This window comes from Massilia genomosp. 1 (genome assembly GCF_011682185.1).
Lineage (GTDB): Bacteria > Pseudomonadota > Gammaproteobacteria > Burkholderiales > Burkholderiaceae_D > Telluria_A > Telluria_A rubra.
In genome coordinates this window covers 79,396-98,595 of the sequence record NZ_WHJF01000008.1, presented here as the reverse complement: position 1 = coordinate 98,595, position 19,200 = coordinate 79,396, and the positions used below count along the sequence as shown (strand labels likewise).

At 66.1% G+C, this 19,200-nt stretch carries 17 protein-coding genes; 11 read left to right on the top strand and 6 right to left on the bottom strand.

The features are described 5' to 3' along the window. The first annotated feature begins 134 nt into the window (after positions 1-134). From F1735_RS05080 to F1735_RS05065, 4 genes are all read left to right on the top strand, one after another. Positions 135-869, top strand: coding sequence for a Crp/Fnr family transcriptional regulator (locus F1735_RS05080; RefSeq protein ID WP_167235909.1), 735 nt, complete (start codon positions 135-137; stop codon positions 867-869). Further along, the gene (locus tag F1735_RS05075) at positions 866-3,175 is read left to right on the top strand and encodes a PAS domain-containing hybrid sensor histidine kinase/response regulator (RefSeq protein ID WP_187364156.1); all 2,310 of its coding nucleotides are present in this window, start codon (positions 866-868) and stop codon (positions 3,173-3,175) included. The genes F1735_RS05080 and F1735_RS05075 overlap by 4 nt, the downstream gene beginning before the upstream one ends. Further along, on the top strand, positions 3,168-4,004 hold the full coding sequence (locus tag F1735_RS05070) for a response regulator (protein WP_167235908.1): 837 nt from the start codon (positions 3,168-3,170) through the stop codon (positions 4,002-4,004). The genes F1735_RS05075 and F1735_RS05070 overlap by 8 nt, the downstream gene beginning before the upstream one ends. Before the next feature lie 155 nt (positions 4,005-4,159). Further along, on the top strand, positions 4,160-4,597 hold the full coding sequence (locus F1735_RS05065; RefSeq protein WP_167235907.1) for a hypothetical protein: 438 nt from the start codon (positions 4,160-4,162) through the stop codon (positions 4,595-4,597). Here F1735_RS05065 and F1735_RS05060 read toward each other — a convergent pair. The 4 genes from F1735_RS05060 to F1735_RS05045 all read right to left on the bottom strand — a co-directional run bounded on the left by F1735_RS05060 (position 4,532) and on the right by F1735_RS05045 (position 8,206). Next, positions 4,532-5,575 (bottom strand): SDR family oxidoreductase, encoded by a 1,044-nt coding sequence (locus F1735_RS05060; protein WP_167235906.1) that lies wholly within the window; start codon positions 5,573-5,575, stop codon positions 4,532-4,534. The two genes, F1735_RS05065 and F1735_RS05060, sit on opposite strands and share 66 nt — an antisense overlap. Positions 5,576-5,671: 96 nt before the next feature. Beyond that, complete coding sequence (locus tag F1735_RS05055; protein WP_167235905.1) at positions 5,672-6,556, bottom strand: dienelactone hydrolase family protein; 885 nt, start codon at positions 6,554-6,556, stop codon at positions 5,672-5,674. A gap of 338 nt (positions 6,557-6,894) precedes the next feature. Continuing rightward, complete coding sequence (locus F1735_RS05050; RefSeq protein ID WP_167235904.1) at positions 6,895-7,902, bottom strand: sulfate ABC transporter substrate-binding protein; 1,008 nt, start codon at positions 7,900-7,902, stop codon at positions 6,895-6,897. A 91-nt stretch (positions 7,903-7,993) separates the two neighbouring features. Then, positions 7,994-8,206: a hypothetical protein gene (locus tag F1735_RS05045; protein WP_126075708.1), complete on the bottom strand. Its 213-nt coding sequence runs from the start codon at positions 8,204-8,206 to the stop codon at positions 7,994-7,996. Between the two features lie 354 nt (positions 8,207-8,560). On the opposite strand from F1735_RS05045, the gene F1735_RS05040 reads away from it, so the two are divergent. The 7 genes from F1735_RS05040 to F1735_RS05010 all read left to right on the top strand — a co-directional run bounded on the left by F1735_RS05040 (position 8,561) and on the right by F1735_RS05010 (position 13,994). Continuing rightward, a complete protein-coding gene (locus tag F1735_RS05040) occupies positions 8,561-8,881 on the top strand; it encodes a hypothetical protein (RefSeq protein WP_167235903.1) in 321 nt (106 codons plus the stop codon). 11 nt (positions 8,882-8,892) lie between these two features. Beyond that, positions 8,893-9,258, top strand: a complete 366-nt coding sequence (locus tag F1735_RS05035; protein WP_166896008.1) for a response regulator — start codon at positions 8,893-8,895, stop codon at positions 9,256-9,258. Positions 9,259-9,373: 115 nt separating this feature from the next. Then, positions 9,374-10,087, top strand: a complete 714-nt coding sequence (locus tag F1735_RS05030; RefSeq protein ID WP_373888473.1) for a phosphatase PAP2 family protein — start codon at positions 9,374-9,376, stop codon at positions 10,085-10,087. 34 nt (positions 10,088-10,121) lie between these two features. Further along, positions 10,122-11,024: a diacylglycerol/lipid kinase family protein gene (locus F1735_RS05025; RefSeq protein ID WP_373888474.1), complete on the top strand. Its 903-nt coding sequence runs from the start codon at positions 10,122-10,124 to the stop codon at positions 11,022-11,024. A 10-nt stretch (positions 11,025-11,034) separates the two neighbouring features. Further along, positions 11,035-11,871, top strand: coding sequence for a metallophosphoesterase family protein (locus F1735_RS05020; RefSeq protein WP_167235902.1), 837 nt, complete (start codon positions 11,035-11,037; stop codon positions 11,869-11,871). An 84-nt stretch (positions 11,872-11,955) separates the two neighbouring features. Continuing rightward, positions 11,956-13,134 (top strand): mandelate racemase/muconate lactonizing enzyme family protein, encoded by a 1,179-nt coding sequence (locus F1735_RS05015; protein WP_167235901.1) that lies wholly within the window; start codon positions 11,956-11,958, stop codon positions 13,132-13,134. Between the two features lie 5 nt (positions 13,135-13,139). Next, the gene (locus tag F1735_RS05010; RefSeq protein ID WP_167235900.1) at positions 13,140-13,994 is read left to right on the top strand and encodes a class I SAM-dependent methyltransferase; all 855 of its coding nucleotides are present in this window, start codon (positions 13,140-13,142) and stop codon (positions 13,992-13,994) included. Positions 13,995-13,996: 2 nt separating this feature from the next. On the opposite strand, the gene F1735_RS05005 is transcribed toward F1735_RS05010, so the two are convergent. Together F1735_RS05005 and F1735_RS05000 are read right to left on the bottom strand one after the other, a co-directional pair. Next, on the bottom strand, positions 13,997-15,373 hold the full coding sequence (locus F1735_RS05005; RefSeq protein ID WP_167235899.1) for a phenylacetate--CoA ligase family protein: 1,377 nt from the start codon (positions 15,371-15,373) through the stop codon (positions 13,997-13,999). 32 nt (positions 15,374-15,405) lie between these two features. Then, the gene (locus F1735_RS05000; protein ID WP_167235898.1) at positions 15,406-19,200 is read right to left on the bottom strand and encodes an autotransporter outer membrane beta-barrel domain-containing protein; all 3,795 of its coding nucleotides are present in this window, start codon (positions 19,198-19,200) and stop codon (positions 15,406-15,408) included.

Here is a 19,200-nt window from a genome sequence, read left to right as displayed (position 1 = left end):
CCTGCCGATCCGTATGTGCGGTTCCGTACGGACGGTTGTGCCCAATTGTAATAGAATTGCGTCCAAGAATGACTGCGTGATATTCTGTCGGACTAACTCAACGCAGTATTCACTGGAAGAAGGGGCAGTTTCCAATGTCCAGTAAGCACGACCCAAATCAGAACCACTTGTTGGCCGCGCTGCTCGACGCCGAATTCGACCGTCTTGCCCCGCACCTCGAACTGCTTCCCTTGCTCCTGGGCGATGTATTGTCCGAATCGGGGGACAAGTTGCATCATTTGTATTTTCCCACCAGCGCGATCGTGTCCTTGCACTATTTGCTGGAAAACGGCGGCTCGTCCGAGATTGCCGGCGTCGGCAATGAAGGCGTGCTCGGCGTGTCGGTGTTCATGGGCGGCGACAGCACGCCCAGTCGCGCCGTGGTACAGACGCGCGGTCACGCTTACCGCTTGCCGGCGGCGATCCTGATGGAAGAATTCAACCGCGGCGGCCATGTGATGCGCCTGCTGCTGCGCTACACCCAGGCCCTGCTGACGCAAATGTCGCAAACGGCCGTGTGCAACCGCCACCATTCGGTCGAGCAGCAACTGTGCCGCTGGCTCTTGCTCACGCTCGACCGCCTGCCCACCAACGAACTGACCATGACGCAGGAACTGATCGCCAACATGCTCGGCGTGCGGCGCGAGGGCGTGACCGAAGCGGCCGGGCGCTTGCAGGGCTACGGCTACATCAGCTACCGGCGCGGCCACATCACGGTGCTCGACCGCGCCGGGCTGGAGCAGGACGTCTGCGAATGCTACGCGGTCGTCAAGAAGGAATTCGGACGCCTGTTGTCGGACACGCGCCACCGCCAGGGAAACCTGGCATGAGCGGTTTTCTGCAAAAAACCTCGGTCGAACGCCTGATGGTGATCGGCTTCGGCGCCACCCTGACGGTGCTGCTGCTGGTCGGCGCCATCGCCCTGAGCTATGCGGTCGATTCGGAAGGGGCGGTCAACCTGATCAAGGCGAGCATCATCCTGCTGCTGATTTTCCTGGCGCTGCTGTTCGTGCGCGTGCAACAGGCGATCAGCCTGCGCACGGAAACGGAACGCGCGCTGCACGCGGTGCCGCTGCTCAAGTCCGGCGCCTTGCAGGATGCGATTTTCAACAGCGCCAATTTTTCCAGCATCGCCACCGACGCCCAGGGCGTGATCCAGATTTTCAATGTTGGCGCGGCGCGCATGCTGGGCTACACGGCCGCCGAAGTGGTCGACAAGATGACCCCGGCCGATATTTCCGACCACCAGGAGCTGGAGGGACGTGCGGCTGAGCTGAGCCATGAAATGGGCGAAGCGATCGCCCCCGGCTTCGAATCGATGATCTACAAGGCGCTGCGCGGCATCGAAGATATTTACGAGCTCACGTATGTGCGCAAGGATGGCACCCGCTTTCCGGCGCTGGTCTCGGTCAGTGCCCTGCGCGACGCGGCCGGCACGGTGATCGGCTACCTGCTGATCGGCAGCGACAACACGGCCCGCAAGCAGGTCGAAGCCGAGCAAGCCTTGCTCGACCAGCGCCTGCGCGACCAGCAGTTCTACACCCGCTCGCTGATCGAATCGAATACCGACGCCCTGATCGCCACCGATCCGCGCGGCATCATCAGCGACGTCAACCAGCAGATGGAAGCGCTGACCGGCTGCACCCGCGACGAATTGATCGGCGCGCCGTTCAAGAGCTATTTTTCCGAGCCCGAACGGGCGCACGACGCCGTCACGCGCGTGCTGCGCGAAGGCAAGGTCACCAATGTCGAGCTGACCGCGGTGGCGCGCGACGGCACCCGGACCGTGGTGTCGTACAGTGCCAGCACGTTTTACGACCGCGACCGCAAGCTGCAGGGCGTCTTCGCCGCCGCGCGCGACGTGACCGAGCGCAAGCAGTTCGAACACGCTTTGCAGGAAACCAATGTTGAGCTGGAAAGCGCGCGCGCCACGGCCGACAAGGCCAACCGCGCCAAGTCCGAATTCCTGTCGTCGATGAGCCACGAACTGCGCACCCCGCTCAACGCCGTGCTCGGCTTTGCCCAGCTGATGGCGTCCGACGTGCCGCCGCCGGCGCCGCACCAGCAGCGCTCGATCGACCAGATCCTCAAGGGCGGCTGGTACCTGCTGCGCCTGATCAACGAAATCCTCGACCTGGCGATGGTCGAGTCGGGCAAGGTGACCATGTCGCAGGAATCGATGTCGCTCGGCGACGTGCTGATCGACTGCGAAGGCATGATCAGCCCGCAGGCCGCGACCCGCAATCTGGGCCTGCATTTCCCGATTGTCAGCAAGCAGCTGTTCATCCACGCCGACCGCACCCGCGTGAAACAGGTAATGATCAACCTGCTGTCGAACGCCATCAAATACAACCGCGAAGGCGGCTCGGTGAGCGTGACTTGCGACCTGGTGGCGGACGGGCGCGTGCGCGTGAGCGTGGAAGACACCGGCGCCGGCCTGGCGCCGTCGCAGGTGGCGCAGCTGTTCCAGCCGTTTAACCGCCTGGGCCAGGAAAACAGTAGCGAAGAAGGCACCGGCATCGGCCTGGTGGTCACCAAGCGCCTGGTCGAACTGATGGATGGGCGCATCGGCGTCGACAGCACGGTCGGCTCGGGCACCGTGTTCTGGGTCGAGTTCGCCGGGGCCGCCGAACCGGCGCTGGCGCTGGAGAACGACGACGACCTGGCGCGCGAGCGCCTGGCCGCCTCGCGCACCACCGGCAAGCAGCCGACCTTGCTGTATGTGGAAGACAACCCGGCCAACCTGGCGCTGGTGGAGCAACTGATGGAGCGCCGCGGCGACCTGCAACTGCTCACCGCCGTGGACGGCTACCACGGCGTCGAAATGGCGCGCGCCTGCAAGCCGGACGTGATCCTGATGGACATCAACCTGCCCGGCATGAGCGGCTACGGTGCGCTCAAGATCTTGCGCGAGGACAAGAGTACGGCGCACATTCCCGTGGTGGCGCTGTCGGCCAACGCCATGCCGCGCGACATAGAAAAGGGACTGGAAGCGGGATTTTTCCAATACCTCACCAAGCCGATCCGGGTACGCGAATTCATGGATGCGCTCGACCTGGCCATGCGGCACGCGGTCGAACAAAACGTCGTCGCCCCTGTGGCACCCGGCACTACTTTGAAAGAACCACATGCTTGACCCTTCTGAAATCCTGAGCGGAAACATCCTGATCGTCGATGATCAGGAAGCGAACGTCATGCTGCTTGAACAAATGTTGCGTAACGCGGGTTACAGCAACATTTCGACGACCCAGGATCCGCGCACCGTGTGCGCCGCGCACGCCGAACACGGCTACGACCTGATTCTGCTCGACTTGCAGATGCCGGAGATGGACGGATTCGACGTGATCGAAGGACTCAAGGAAATCGAAAAGGGCGGCTACCTGCCGGTGCTGGTGATTACCGCCCAGCCGGGGCACAAGCTGCGCGCGCTCAAGGCGGGCGCCAAGGATTTCGTCAGCAAGCCGTTCGACCTGATCGAGGTGCAGACGCGCATCCACAACATGCTGGAAGTGCGGCTGCTGTATCGTCGCCTGGCCGACTACAACCGCCAGCTGGAGCAGACGGTGCTGGAACGCACGGCCGAGCTGCGCGCCAGCGAGGCGCGCTTCCAGCGGTTTACCGAGCTGTCCTCTGACTGGTACTGGGAGCAGGATGCGCAAGGACAGCTGACCCGGTTTTCGGGGCCGGTCAGCGAGATGCTGGGGATCGGCGCGGAAGGCGAGGGCGGGGGTGGCTGGAACCCGGAGGAGCGCGCCGAGTTGCAGGAAAATATCGCCAGCCGCACGCCGTTTCTCGACTTCATCTTCACGCGCACGCGCGCCGACGGCAGCGTACAGTACCTGCAGGTGAGCGGCGAGCCGATGTTCGATAGCTCGAGCCGGTTCACGGGCTACCGCGGGATCGGGATGGATATCACCGAGCGCATGAACTGGCGCCCGCCGGTGAGCCCTTCGGTCAGCCGATAGCGTCAATGCCGTCATTCCCGGCCTCGGCGGCCCCCTTGTCGGGAATGACGGTTCTGAATTGATCGATCCGACAAACCATCAACCTTGTCCGTGCGACACCATCTTGCGTTTTTGCTTACGCTGTCATCTCACCATCCATTCTTTCAGGAGGCATCATGACAGGCACCAGCACGCTCGACCCCGATAACTTCCCGGAAACTCCCGACCGCACCCTGGGCAGCGGCCACGGCACGGGCGCCCTCGGCCCCAGCGATTCGTCCGACAGCGGCAGCGACCTGGTCGGCGCGGCCGGCAGGTCGCAAGACGAGGTGCTCGACCTCGGCAGCGGCACCACCTCCGACCTCGAAGCCGGCAGCGCGCTTGGCGCCGGCCCCGACCTCGGCGACCCCGACCTCGACAGCGATACCGATGCAAGCGGCACCGGCGAGCGCGCCGCCGCCGGACGCGACACCGTGGTGCGCGACGGCGCCGACATCGACGTCGATCATGTCGAATCGATTTCCTCGGTCCCGCTCGACGAGGACGACCTAGCATTCATGGCCAGTGCGCCGCCGGGCCAGGCGCCAGGCGGCAAAAAGGGCACCCACCGCTAACAGCGCGCCAAGCAAGGGCCGGGTGCGCATCGACAAGGCGGTGTAGGTGCTCGATTCTTCCACCCGCGCCACCATGCCCATGCCCTGGCGTTCGCGCATGGTATTGGCGGGGTCGGGCGCGTGCAGGGCGTCGCGCCGGGCCCGCGTGGCCGGCATGCCGCAAGGCGCGCGCTTCTGCCGGCGCAGCAGCGGGCCGCCCAGCAAGCGGTCGGTCAGCGCCGGCAGGTGATAGGCCGCCAGCGACATCAGGCGCGCGGCGCCGCCCACGTACACATCGCGGCGCGGATGGCGGGCCGCATACAAGATGGCCTGCGCCACCAGTTCCGGCGCGTAGATGGGCGGCAGCAGCGCCGGTTCTTTCTCCATATAGTTTTTCGCGTGTACCGTGAACAGGGTATCGACCGATGCCGGCTTGATCAGGGTGACCGCCACCGGCGCGCCCTGGTGCGCCAGTTCGATCCGCAGCGCATCCGTAAACGCCTTGACCGCGTGCTTCGAGGCCGCATACATCCCTTGCAGCGGCAGCGCCACGTCCGACGCTTCGCTGCCCACGTTGACCAGGGCGCCGCCGCGCCCCTTCATGTGCTTGAGCGCTTCGAGCGAGCCATGCACCACGCCCCAGTAGTTGGTCTGGAACAGGCGCTGATGGTCTTGCGGCGCGACCTCGTCGAGCTTGCCGAAAATAGCCACGCCGGCGTTGTTGACCCAGGTATCGATGCGCCCGAAGCGTTCCATCGCGGCGTGGCCGATGCGCGACACGTCGTGCGGCACGCCGACGTCGGCCGTGACGACGGCGACCTGGGCGCCATGCAGGCGCAGCTCGCCGGCCAGCTGTTCGAGCGCATCGCGCCCGCGCGCGGCCAGCACCAGGCTGGCGCCCTCGTCGGCGGCCATGCGCGCGGTGGTCAGGCCGATGCCGCTGGTGGCGCCGGTGATCACCATCACCTGGTCCTTGAGGGGTTTGAGTCGGGGTTTCATCACGCATCCTTTCGTCGGTGGGCTCACCAAGGACAGACAGCGCGGGAGGGTATTTGGTTCGCCGCCAGCGGGGCGCTGGCGGCGCGGGGCGCTTGCTTAGCCGAGATGTTTCTTGAAGAAGACCATGGTGCGCTGCCATGCCAGTTTGGCCGCCGCTTCATCGTAGCGCGGCGTGGTGTCGTTGTTGAAGCCGTGTTCGACGCCGGGATAGATGTAGTGCTGGTAGTCGACCTTGTTGGCCTTGAGCGCCGCTTCGTACGCGGGCCAGCCGGCCAGGATGCGTTCGTCTTTTTCGGCGTCGTGGATCAGCAGCGGTGTTGTGATCTTCGGCACTTCGGCCGCCGGTGCCTGGGCGCCGTAGAACGGCACCGACGCGGCCAGGTGCTTGACCACGGTCGGCAGGTAGTTGGCGATGCCGCCGCCGTAGCAGAAACCCACCACGCCGACTTTGCCGCTGCCGCCCGGCATGGCCTTGAGGATGGCGCTCGCTTCGACGAAGTCGGCGCGCGTCTTGGCCTGGTCGAGTTTGCCGAACAGTTCGCGCGCCTTGTCTTCGTCGCCGGGATAGCCGCCCAGCGGGAACAGGGCGTCGGGGGCGAAGGCGATGTAGTTCTCGAGCGCGACGCGGCGGGCGATGTCTTCGATGTGCGGATTCAAGCCACGGTTTTCATGCACGACCAGGATGGTGGGCAGCTTGCCTTTGGTCTCGGCCGGCTGGACCAGGTAGCCGCGCAACTTGCCGTAGCCCTGGGGGGAGGGATACTCGACATAGCTGGCCTTGATGCGCGGATCTGCCGGGGCGACGACCTGGGCCGCGAAACTGGGGGAGAGGGCCGCCAGCATGCCGGCCGCGGTGGCGCCGCCGACCGCATAGCGGCCGGCCTGCGACAGGAAGCCGCGGCGGTCGAGCTGGCCGTGTACATACTGGTCGAATAACTTCAGCACGTCGGGATCGAAATCGTTAGCGGTCATGCGGGTCATCGTTGACGTCTCCTCATCGTTGCGGTGGAGCCGGGAATGGCGCCGTGGCGATCCGATCATACCTTGCTTGAGGGCTTGATGCAGGGTGGGTGCGGGAGGGTGAAACAGGCATGCGTCGAACCGCCGTCCAGAGCCGCCCGGAGCCGTCGCAAGCAGTCCGCGAACGTCGCTCCCGCGCCAAGGCGGCCCTCGGCGGGGGGGCCAAGTTTTTGGCGCGGTTACCGGCTGCGGAACATACTTGGGCCCCCGCCGAGGGCCGCCTTGGCGCGGGGGCGACGGTGCAGGCGCGATGGTCCCGGGGCGACCTTGCAGAGGCAATGCCGCCCGGGCGGCCGCGATTACTTCTTGCCCGTCAGGTAAACCTGATCGAACACGCCACCATCGGCAAAGTGGGCCTTCTGCGCCTTGGTCCAGCCGCCCGCCGCTTCGTCAATCGTGAACAACTTGACCTTGGGGAACTGCGCGGCGTATTTGGCGGCAATCTTCGGCACCACCGGACGGTAGTAATTCTTGGCCGCGATTTCTTGCCCTTCGTCGGTGTACAGGAATTCCAGGTACGCTTGCGCCACCTTGCGCGTGCCGCGCTTGTCCACCACCTTGTCGACCACCGACACCGGCGGCTCGGCCAGGATACTGAGCGATGGTGCAACAATATCGACCTTGTCCGGGCCAAGTTCCTTGATCGCCAGCAAAGCTTCGTTTTCCCAGGCGATCAGCACGTCGCCAATGCCGCGTTCCACGAACGTCGTGGTGGCGCCGCGCGCGCCCGAATCGAGCACCGGCACGTTCTTGTACAGCTTGCTGATGAATTCCCTGGCCGTCGCTTCGGTGGCGCCCGGCTGGCGCAGGGCGTAGCCCCAGGCCGCCAGGTGGTTCCAGCGCGCGCCGCCCGAGGTTTTCGGATTCGGGGTGATCACGGCAACGCCCGGCTTGACCAGGTCGTTCCAATCCTTGATGCCTTTCGGATTGCCCTTGCGCACCAAAAACACGATGGTCGAGGTGTACGGCGCGCTGTTGTGCTGCAAGCGCTTTTGCCACTGCGGCGCGACAATGCCGCGCTCGGCGATGGCGTCGATGTCGTAGGCCAGCGCGAGCGTGACCACGTCCGCTTCCAGGCCGTCGATGACGCCACGGGCCTGCTTGCCCGAACCGCCGTGCGATTGCTTGATCGAGACCTTGTCGCCGGTCTTGGCTTTCCATTGCTTGGCGAACGCGACATTGACGTCCTGGTACAGCTCGCGGGTCGGATCGTACGACACATTGAGCAAGGTGACGTCAGCGGCGATGGCAGCTTGTGACAGCAGGGTCAGTGCGATCAGTGACTGGCTTATTGTTTTTAACAGCATGGCGGGCTCTCTCGGTGGGAAGTTCGGGAACACTCAGCATAAATGCCACCCACCGCAAAGAACACGAATTAAATCAGCTTTGCATATGCGTTTAATGCGCCTTGGAGAGGATCAGCAGCCAGCGGCGCATCAGCAGCACTTCGACGTGGCCCGGTTCGACCCCGGTGTCGCATTCGATGATGGGATTGACCGCGTAGAAGCGTTTGCGGAAATCGCGCGTGACCAGCACTTCGCGGCGGCCGAGGCGCATCATGAATGGGGTTGGAGCGTATTCGAGGCCGAAGTTACCGTTCAGTGGTGTCATGACAAATTCCTTTGTGGGTTTGCGTTGATCGAGTGATTCAAGAATAGCACAACGACTGTATAAAACCACAGGGCTGTATAAATAAACAGTTGTTTGTCGTTTTGGAGCATCGGGGGCCCGGCGCGCGATTCCGCCCGGCAAGGACGGGTAACATTTGGCTCTCAGCAACATTTTGATTGACTCCTGTGCAAGTCGCGGCGATACTGCGCGCACCCCGGCTGTTGCCGCATGTGATCTGGCGTATGATTCCAAATGTCACGTCCATGCCAGATGGAACCGGGAAAACGGTTTTCATGCAGCCCGCAGTGCTCCTCCAGGCCTGTTGCGGCGCGTTCATTGATTGGGGCTTTCCTTATGCCTGACCCAAAGGCGGTCGATACGGCGCTGTACAATTCCGTGCGCAAAGAGGTGGCGCGCCACATCCGGCACAAGCTGCGCAGCATGGAGTTCGACGTCACCGCACTCGAACTGCATAACTCGAGCTCGACCAAGACGCTGCGGGTGTACGTGACCATCAGCCGCACCACCAACCTCAAGGCACTCTACCTGGCCGAAACCATCGTCTGCCAGGAGTTGCAGGCGCAATTCGGCTTGCAGCCGCACGCCTTTTACTGGCGCTACTGTCCCGAGCACAAAGCGGCGGAGGCGGCCACGCCCGGGCCGGCAGCACACTGAAATGATTTGTCATGGCTAGTCAAAAAATCCTTGTCGTCGACGATTCGCTGGTGCAGCGCCTGATCGTCTCCGAATTGCTGACCCTGCACGGGCACCGCGTCATCCTGGCCACCGACGGCAGGGAAGCGGTGGCCATGGCGCGCAGCGAGCTGCCGGACCTGATCGTCATGGATGTGGTCATGCCCAACCTGAATGGCTTCCAGGCCACGCGCGCCATCACCAGCGACGAAGCGACCTGGCATATCCCGGTGATCCTGCTCACCAGCAAGGACATGGAGTCGGACCGGGTCTGGGCCTTGCGCCAGGGCGCCACCGCGTTCCTGAACAAGCCGCTCGACCACGCGGCGCTGCTGGAACTGGTCAACAGGCTGGAATAGACGGACTGGGGGAGCGTAGCGGCGGTCTGTGCGCTACCAAGGGCGGCGCCTCATGTAAGATTGCAAACGTTGCCGTGCCGCTGGTGCCGGCCGAGAACAATCGTCCATCGTCATCGTGATCAAAGTCCCTCCGCGTGTCCGCAGTTTCGTGGCCGCCCGCCTCAGTCCCGAAGGCGAGCTCGGCCTGCACGTGACCATCGGCGCCATCCTGATGATGATCGCCGCCGCCGTGTTCGGCAACCTGGCCGCCGACGTGGTCTCGCACGACGACATCACCGAGCTCGACGCTTTCCTGGCCGACTGGTTCCACAGCCACAAGAACAGCATCTGGACCAATCCCATGCTGTTCATCACCCACACCCACGACGTGCTGGGCGTGTCGATCATGGCGAGCGCGCTGGGCCTGTATTTCTACCTGAAAAAAGCGCGCTACTGGCTGATCTGCCTGGTGCTGGCAGTGCCCGGCGGACAATTGCTGAACGTGCTGCTCAAGACCATTTTCCAGCGCGCTCGCCCCAGCTTCGAGGAACCCCTGCTGACCCTGACCACCTACAGTTTCCCCAGCGGCCATACGCTGGGCGCCACCGTGTTCTACGGGGTGCTGGCGGCCTACCTGGTGTGCGTCGTGCCGCGCTGGAAGGTGCGCATCCCGGTGCTGCTGGGCGCCTGCGCCATGGTGGCGCTGGTGGCCCTGAGCCGGGTGTACCTGGGCGCACACTATTTGAGCGACGTGCTCGGCGCCATGGTAGAAGGCTGCGGCTGGCTGGCGGTGTGCATCACCTCCTGCTCGACCCTGCGGCGGCGGCGCGCCGCCCGCATCAGCGAATGAACTTTTTCCTTATCAACCCACTCCAAGGAGCGCTATCCTGACCTCCCCGACCCCGATCGCCGTCATCATCAACGGCAGCGCCGGCAGCGGCCATGACGACGCGCGCGCCGCCGAGCTGCGCGCCAAGTTCGCCGCCCACGGCATGGCGGCCGACGTCACCCTGGCGCGCGGCGGCGCCGAGTTGATCGGCGCGGCCAGGGCGGCGCGCGCCAGCGGCAAGCAGATCGTGGTGGCGGGCGGCGGCGACGGCACCATCAACGCGGTCGCCTCGCAACTGGTCGACAGCGATATCGCCTTCGGCGTGCTGCCGATGGGTACCCTGAACCACTTCGCCAAGGATCTCGGCATTCCGCTGGCGCTCGACGACGCCATCCGCAACGTGGCGCAGGGGCGGCGCACCAGGGTCGATGTGGGCGAGGTGAACGGCACGATATTCCTCAACAATTCCAGCCTCGGGCTGTATCCGGACATCGTGCGCGACCGCGAAAAGCAGCAGCGCCGGCTGGGACGCGGCAAGTGGCTGGCGGCTGGCTGGGCCACGCTGGCCGCGCTGCGCCGTTATCCTTTCCTGAGCCTGCGCCTGAAGGTGGGCGACGACGAGCACGCGCGGCGCACGCCGTTTGTGTTCATCGGCAATAATGAATATACGATGCAGGGCTTGAGCGTGGGCGAGCGCCAGCGCCTCGACGGCGGCAAGCTGAGCCTGTACGTGGCGCAGCGCCCGGGTCGGCTGGGCTTGCTGCGGCTGGGCTGGAGCGCCTTGTGGGGCAGCCTGGCGCAGGAGCGCGATTTCGACGTGCTCACCGTGGAAAACATGGAAATCGCCACCCGCCACACGCGTTTGCGGGTGGCCACCGATGGCGAGGTCACCGTCATGACGACTCCGCTGCGCTACCGGATCCGTCCGGCCGCGCTGACGGTCGTGGTCCCAACTTGAGGAGTTAACAATGCGTACATTGGTTCATCTGTCGGATTTGCACTTTGGCCGTGTCGACGAAAAATTGCTTGCCCCCTTGCGCGAGCTGGTCGAACGCATCGCGCCGGACGTGGTGGTGGTCTCGGGCGACCTGACCCAGCGCGCCAAGAGCGAGGAGTTCGAGGCCGCCAAGGCCTGGCTCGACACCTTGCCGGGGCCGCAGATCATCGTGCCCGGCAATCACGATATTTCGCTGTACAACGTGTTCCGGCGCTTTTTGCAGCCGCTCACGCGCTACAAGCGCTACATCACCGACGATCTCGACCCGATCTTCGTGGATGACGAAATCGCGGTACTGGGCGTCAATACCGCGCGTTCGCTGACCTTCAAGGACGGCCGGGTCAACGACGAGCAGGTGGCCATGATCCGCAAGCAGTTGGCCGGACTGGACCCGGCCATCACGCGCATCATCGTCACCCATCACCCGTTCGACCTGCCCAAGACCGAGGATGACGACGACCTGGTCGAGCGCGCGCCGGCGGCGATGAAGGCGTTCGCCGAATGCGGCGTCGACTTGCTGCTGTCGGGGCATATGCACACCAGTCATGCGGGCAACACCTCGGAGCGCTACCAGATGAGCGAGTACGCGGCGCTGGTGGTGCAGGCGGGCACGGCCACCTCGACGCGCGGGCGCGGGGAAGTAAACTCGTTCAACGTGGTGCGGGTCGAGCAACAGCGGGTCGAAGTGGACCGCTACGGCTGGGACGAGGTGGGCTTGCGCTTTTCGCTGATGAAGACCGAGCCGTTTTTGCGCACCGGCAATATCTGGTCGGGCCATACCGAAGGCTTGATGGCCAGCGGGATTTAAGGTACACGGCGCGCTGCCGGACAGTACAATAGCCCTTGAGCGGCGGCCGCAGCCGATGGCCACCCTCATTGACGGACGGGCTCAATGGCTGATATATCTTCTGCAAGTGTACGCGCCGCGCCGCTGACGATCGTGCGGGTGCAGGTGTGGAAGGTGCGCATTCCGTATCTGGCGCCCATGCAGTCCTCGCGCGGGCGCCTGGAAGTGGGCGAGAAGGTGTTGCTGCGCTTGAGCGCGCGCGACGGCACGGTGGGCCTGGGCGAGGCCTCGATCATCTTCCCGGCGCGCGATGGCGAAAGCGCGGACTCCGTGTTCCAGCGCCTGGCCGAGGTCAGCGGGCCGCTCCTGCTGGGCCAGGACGGCGCGCGCATCGTCACCTTGTTGCAGATGCTGGCCGGCCTGTCGTCGGAACGGCACGCCTTTCCCACTTCCCTGTGCGCGGTCGACCTGGCGCTGCACGACCTGAAGGCGCGCCACCTCGGCATTGCGGTGGCCGACCTGCTCGGCGGCGCCACGCGCGAGCGCTTTCCCCTCTCGCGCAGCATGGCCATGCCGGACGAGCGCACGGCGGTGCAGTCGGCCTGCGCCCTGGTGGAGAGGGGATACCGCCTGCTGACCCTGAAAGGCAGCGCCGACTGGCGCCACGATATCCGCATGGCGCGCGCGGTGCAGCGCGCCGTGGGCGAGCAGGCGCGCCTCGAAATCGATCCCAACCAGGCCTGGCAGTGCAAGGCGGCGCTGGCGGTCGATGTCGCCTTGCGCGAATGCGCGCTCGCATGCATCGAGCAGCCGTGCGCCTGGTGGGATATCGAGGCCATGCAACTGATCACGGAGCGCGCGCACGCGCCCATCGCGGCCGACGAAAGCGTGCTCAGCCCGGCCGACGCGATGCGCGTGGTGCGGGCGCGCGCGGCCGACATCATCACGGTCAAGCTGGCCAAGTCGGGCGGCTTGCGCGCCTCGGCCGCCATTGTCGAGATTGCCTCGGCCGGCGGACTGCAGTGCAACCTCGGCTCGAAACACACCTTCGGGGTGGGCAGCGCGGCCCTGTTGCACTTTGCCGCCGCGCACCCCGCCGTGGGCGAATTCATCGGCTACGGTTCCGCGCGCGAGCGCTTCGCCGGCGACATCATCAATGAAACCATCGATATCCGCGATGGCCAGGCGCGCTTGCCGCCCGGCCCCGGCTTCGGCGTGACGCTCGACGAGGCGGCCGTGGCGCGTTTCGCCCTGGCCAGCGCCGACCTGGCGCTGGCCAGGTGAGGCCGGTGTCCGCTTTCAGCGCGGAGGCGCGCCGCGCGCTGCTGCTGCAAGCCTTGCCCGACTTGTTGCCGATGGCCTCGGCCTACCATGCCGGCTGGGTGGTGCTGCAACTGCTGGGCGTGATCAGCGGCCTGGCCAGCGAGCGCGCGCAGATGGTGCGCCACCTGCGCGCACTGGCGCGTACACGGCCGCTCTCCTCGGCCTGCATCGCCGGCAGCGCCGATTGCGGCCTGCTGTCGGTGCTGCACGAGGCCTTTGGCGAGGGCGTCGCCGCGCTCGATGTGGGCATCGCCGACCGCTCCCCGGCGCCGCTGGCGCTGTGCCGGCGCTACGCCGGGGCGATGGGGTTTGCGGTGACGCCGCAGGAGTGCGACCTGCGCGCGCCGCCCGACCCGGACGCGCCGGGCGTGGACCTGGTGCTGGCCCATTCCCTGCTCAGTTTTATCGCGCCGCACGAGCGCGCCGCGCTGATCGGGCAACTGGCGGCGCGGCTGGCGCCGGGGGGCAGCTTGCTGCTGTATCAAAGCGTGCGCGCGCAGCATGGCGCAGCATTGCTGGCGTATGCGCCGCAGCAGGTCGAGCGCATGGTCGCGGCCAGCCTGGCCGCCCAGCGCACGGCGGCGCTGCACTTGCCGCTGCTGGGCGAGAGCGCGCTGGAAGGCATCGTGCGCGCCTTTTGCGCCGCCAAGACCACCCATGCGGTGGCGTCAGGGGACGAGCTGGCCGCCGCTGCCCGCGCCGCCGGCCTGGGCGCGGTGCGCTGCGCGCCGCTGGCGGCGCGCGAACTGGCCGGGCACCGGTCCGCCACGCCGGACAGCCTGTATGTCAAATGGATGTTGCAGGGACAGCGGATGCGCTGAGCTCAGGACGCCGGCGCCGCCACCAGCGAGATGAATTCTTCGAACTTGCCGCTCGCGCTGCGGGCAATGTGGTCCACCCGCAGCGCGTCGACGCGCACGCCGGGCGGCAGGCGCCGCGCCACCTGCGCCGCCAGGCTGGTTTCCTGGTCGGGCGAGAGCGCATCGGTGCTGACATAGCGGATCTGCACCTGGTCGGGCGCCCTCTGGACCACCTGGCGCTGGACGATGCCGGTCGCGCCGCTGTCGCGAAAGCCGAAGGTGGGCCAGTAGCGCTTGCCATCGGCCGTCACCAGCATGTTGCGGGTGCGCCCCAGGATGCGCGTGAGCACCGGCAGGCCGCGCCCGCAGGGGCAGGGCGGGCCGGCTTCGGCCATGTCGCCCAGCTCGTAACGGATCAGGGGCATGGCAAAATTGAGCAGGCCGCTCACCACCACCCGTCCGCAAGCGCCCGGCGCGCAGGCATTGCCGGCGTCGTCGAGCACTTCGAGCAGCACGTTTTCGGACTGGACATGATAGTGGCCGCTGTGCGGGCAACGGATCGCCAGGTAACCGAATTCCTCGGATGAATAGCTGTCGTTGACCGGCACGCCCCAGGCTTCGTGGCAGGCCTGGCGCACGTGCGCATCGAGCGGTTCGCCGAAGGTGCGCACTTCGCGCAGGCTTGGGAGGCGCACGCCTTGCTCGAGCGCGAGTGTGGCCAGTTGCAGGGCCAGCGAGGGGTAGGTCAGCAGGTAGCCCGGCGCGCGTTGCACCAGCCATGCCAGCTGGGCCTGGACATCGACGCTGACCGGGCACAGATAGGCTGGGCCGGTGTGGAACATGCGGGTCGCCATGCCCCAGTTGTCGGCCTCGGCGGCCTCGCCGCGCCGGATGATGCACAGCGTTTGCAGCAGGTCGCGACGGTGCCAGGCATGGTCGCGCAGGGTCAGCGCTTCCCAGATCAGCTGGTTCAGGCAGGTTTTGCGGAAGCGCACCGGCGTGCCGGTCGAGCCGGAACTGCTGCCGTCCGCCAGCGGGCCGTGCTCGGACGGCACGGCGTTGCTCTGAAGCTGGTCGAACTGCGCTTGCAGCTCACGCCGGGACAAGCACGGCAGCCGTGCGACATCGTCCGCATGCACGGGCGCGCCCTCGCTCCATTGCGCCACCAGGCCGGCTGGCCAGTGGGCGCGGTACCAGAGTACGCTGCGCGCGGCGTGGCGCACGATCTGCGCCAGCTGGACCGACTGGCGCGCCGCGATCTCATGCGGGGCCAGCCATTGCTCGCTTTCCATCTGGCGCAACAGGGAGCAGACCAGGCCGCCCCGCACATCCGGGACGGCCGGCCACGCGATGCCGGCCAGGTTGCTTTTCAAACGCCATGCGGGTGGGTCGGTCGGCATCGCTCTCCTCAGGCCAGGTTCGGCGGCGGCGCTCAGAACTGCTTGCGCAGCTTGAACGAGACGCTTTGCGCCCGGAAGCCGCGATGGGCTTCGGCGTCGTAGCGCGCCGTCAGTTCGGTGTTACCGTCGCGCAGCAAGGTCACGCCGGCGCCGGCGCGCGCAAACAGCGGCTTGGCGTCGATCCCGCTGGTGGTGAAGGCCGGTCCGCCGCCGGCAAAGGCCGCCACCAGCGCGGTTTGCTCGGCCAGGAAATCATAGCCGAGCCCGAAGTTGCCGGAGAACGTCAATTGCTTCGATGGCGAATGATTGAACTTGGCGTCGGCGTACAGGATGAACTGCTTGGCGCGCTGGCTGTTCACCAGCAGGTTCAAGGCGCCGGCCCCGCTTTCGGTGTAGGCCTTGTTCTTGACGGTGGTGTAGTCCAGGCGCACCGATGGGACAAGGCTGGTTTGCTCGCTGAGCCGCACAACGCGCCCGATGCCGCTGCCGGCATGCAGGCTCATGCCGCGATAATCGCTGCTGGCGACACGCGTCAGGCCGCCGAAACTGATGAGCCGGCGAGCTTCGGTCTTGTTGCTGCCCGCGTCGAGTTGCCAGCTGATGTCGGTATCGGCGTCGAGCTTGTGGCTGCCGTAGGTCATCAGTTGCAGCAGGTCGATATCGGCCGACTGCGGGCGCGCGCCGTTGCCGTCCAGATTGGTCCGGGCGTAGGTCAGCGCAACGCCGATCCGGTCGGCGCTGCTGACAACGCCGTCCGCTCCGACGATCAGGCCGCCGCTGTCGGCCTTGTAGCCGAGCGTGCCATCGCGCTCGCTCTGGCGCGCCCAGGCGCCGAACGGCTTGGCCCACATGGCGCGCTCGCTGCCGTAGCCGTCGCCGGCCGACAGGCCGCGATTGGCTTCGATGCGCGCTTGCACCACGCGGTCGGTCAGGTTCATGGTGGCGGCCACGGCGGCGGCCATGCCGCCACCCGCCAGCGGCAGGGTCTGGCCGACCGCATCCGAAACTTCTTGCGCGGTCGACAGCTTGCCCAGCGCGGTGATGACCTGGCCCATGTCGCCGCCGGCGCTGCTGGCGATCAGGCCGTCGAACACGCGCGCCGCGCCGCCGCCGGACGAGTTGCCGGTGGTGACGATGGCCGAGACGGCGGTATTGGCCGGCTGCGGCTCGATTGGCGGCACCGGGGTCGGCACCGGCGTCGGTACCGGCGTCGGAACAGGGACCGGCACCGGCACTGGAACCGGCACCGGCACCGGCGGCGGCACCGGCACCGGCGGCGGCACCGGCACCGGCGTCGGCACAGGCACAGGTGTCGGGACCGGAACCGGCGTCGGCACAGGCACAGGCACAGGCACCGGCGTTGGCACGGGAACGGGCGTCGGCACCGGCACCGGCACAGGCACAGGCACAGGAACCGGCGTCGGCACAGGCACAGGTGTCGGGACGGGTGTCGGTTCCGGCGTCGGCACGGGTGTTGGTGTCGGAACCGGCGTTGGCGTTGGCACTGGTGTCGGCGTCGGGGTTGGTGTCGGCGTCGGGGTTGGCGTCGCCGAGGCGATCACCAGGTCGATGGACTTGCCGTTTTTAACGCCGGTCAGGTTGAACAGGAAGCTGTTGTCGGTGACAGGCATGATGGACGCCGTGGTCAGCGTGCCGCCAGCCTTGATGACATCGGCCAGGATGGTGCCGTTGGCCAGCACCGGCGCGCCGCCGACATCGACATCGATGTTGCTGCTGGCGGACATGTCGACATTGCCTGTGACGTTCAGTTTGCCGTAGGTGGTGGCGTTGGTCAGGCCGGTGCGGAAGATGCCGCCGACGCTCTGGAGATAGTCGCCGGTCAAGGTCACGGTATGGCCGGCGGCGACCGACAGGATCCCGCTGTTGCTCATGCTTGTGGCGCCGATGGCCAGCGCGCTGCTTGAGCGCAGGGTGCTGCCGGCGCTGATATTCATCTGGCCCAGGCCGGCGAAATTGCCGCCGGGCGTGAACGCGGCGGTATTGAGCGCACCGGTGCCGAGATTGACCACGCTGCCGGCGCCGCCGGTGACGTTGCCGGTCACGCTGGCGCTCGTGCCCAGGATAGTCAAGGTATTGATGCCGAGCGCGAGTGCGCCAGTCAGGCTGCCCCGGTTGGTGACGATAAAGGCGCTGCCGCTGTTGGTGAAGTTGAGCGAATTGGCGCCGCTGATCGTACCGGTGTTCAGGATGCCGCCATCGAGCACGCTGGTACCGGTAATCGCAATGCCGGTATTGGTGCCGCTGATGGTCCCCGCGTTGGTGATGCCGCCGTGGATCAGTCCATTCGGCACGGTGATGCCGATGTCGGTGGCGGTGATGGTGGCGCCGGCCTGGTTGACGATGCCGCCGGACACGATATTGGCGGCGCTGCCGATCCGGATGCCGCGCGGGGCATTCAGCGCACCGGCGTTGACGATGCCGGTGGCCACGCTGGCGCCGGTGCCGTTGACATTGATGGCGTGGTTTGTGCTGGTGATCACGCCGGTCGCGGTATTGCTGATCGACCCCGCCGTGGCGCTGCTCGCCAGGGTGATGCCGTTGCCTTTACTGCTAATGAGCGAGCTGTTGACGATCTGGCCCGTGACATTGGAATTGTTGTTGATGAATATTCCCGCGCCGTCCAGGCCATCTCTGCCGCTCGATGTGGTGGTGGTGATGGTGCCGGCGTTATGGATGTTGCCGGTGATCGTGGTGCCATTGAAGGCGGCGATGCCGCCTTCGCCCCCGTCCATCAGGCCGCGGTTGATGATGTCGCCGCTGATCTGCGTCGTGGCCAGGCTGATGCCGCGCTGGCCGTGGGTCTCGGCGCCGGTATCGTTCAGGATGCCGCCGCCGGTGATGATGGCGGTGCTCAGGTCGATGGGGTGGATGCCGGTGAGCTTGCCGGCATTGACGATGCCGCTGGTCACCGTCGAATTGGCGACGCCGATCATCTGGGTGCCGCCGCTCATGATGCCGGTCGCGGTATTCTCGATCATGCCGACGGTGGAGCCGCCTTGCACCGACAGGGCGTTCGAGTTGATGCCGCCGATCGTGCCGCTATTGCTGATTTTGCCGCTCACGGTGCTTCCCGCCAGCGCCAGCGCCGGGTTGCCGCCCTGGGTGTCGATGCTGCCGCTGTTGAGGATGTCGCCGGTGAGCGTGACGGTCGACAAGATGATGCCGCGCGCGTTTTGTCCCGCCGTCTTGCCGATGTGCCCCTGGTTGACAATGCTGGCGCCGAGCTGGGAATTGCTGATGTCGAGCGCGGCGAAGCCGCCGGCAGCGTTGATGTTGCCGCCGGCCGCATTCGCGATGCCGCCCTGTAGCGAACTGTTGACGATATGGATCGCGGTGCCGTTGACGGCGCTGATCGCGCCGGCCGGGCCGTTGCTGATGGCGCCGCTAACCGTGGCGCCGCTCAGGCGGATGCCTTCCTCGGTGATGCCGCCCCACGGTCCGGTGGACGCGATGGTGCCGGTATTGGTGATCCCGCCGGTGAGGGTGCCTTCAATGTTGAGAGCGACCGCGACCGGGTTGATGGTGCCGGCATTGGTGATCGAGCCGGCGCTGACGCCGGTAGCGAGCTGGACGCCATTGTTGGGTGTGTTTGCCAGGGGCACGGTAATCACCCCGGTGGCGGTCACGTTGAGGCTCTCGCCGGCGCCGATGGTGCAGACGCTATCGACGGTTATGTTGTCCACCGTGATGATGGCCCCGCTGGCGGCCGGGCAAGGATTGCCGACCGCCGCCGCGTTGGCCATTACCAGGCAGGCGCCCGCCACCAGCACCGCCATTTGTTTTTTCTGAAAGGTGTAATTCGGCAT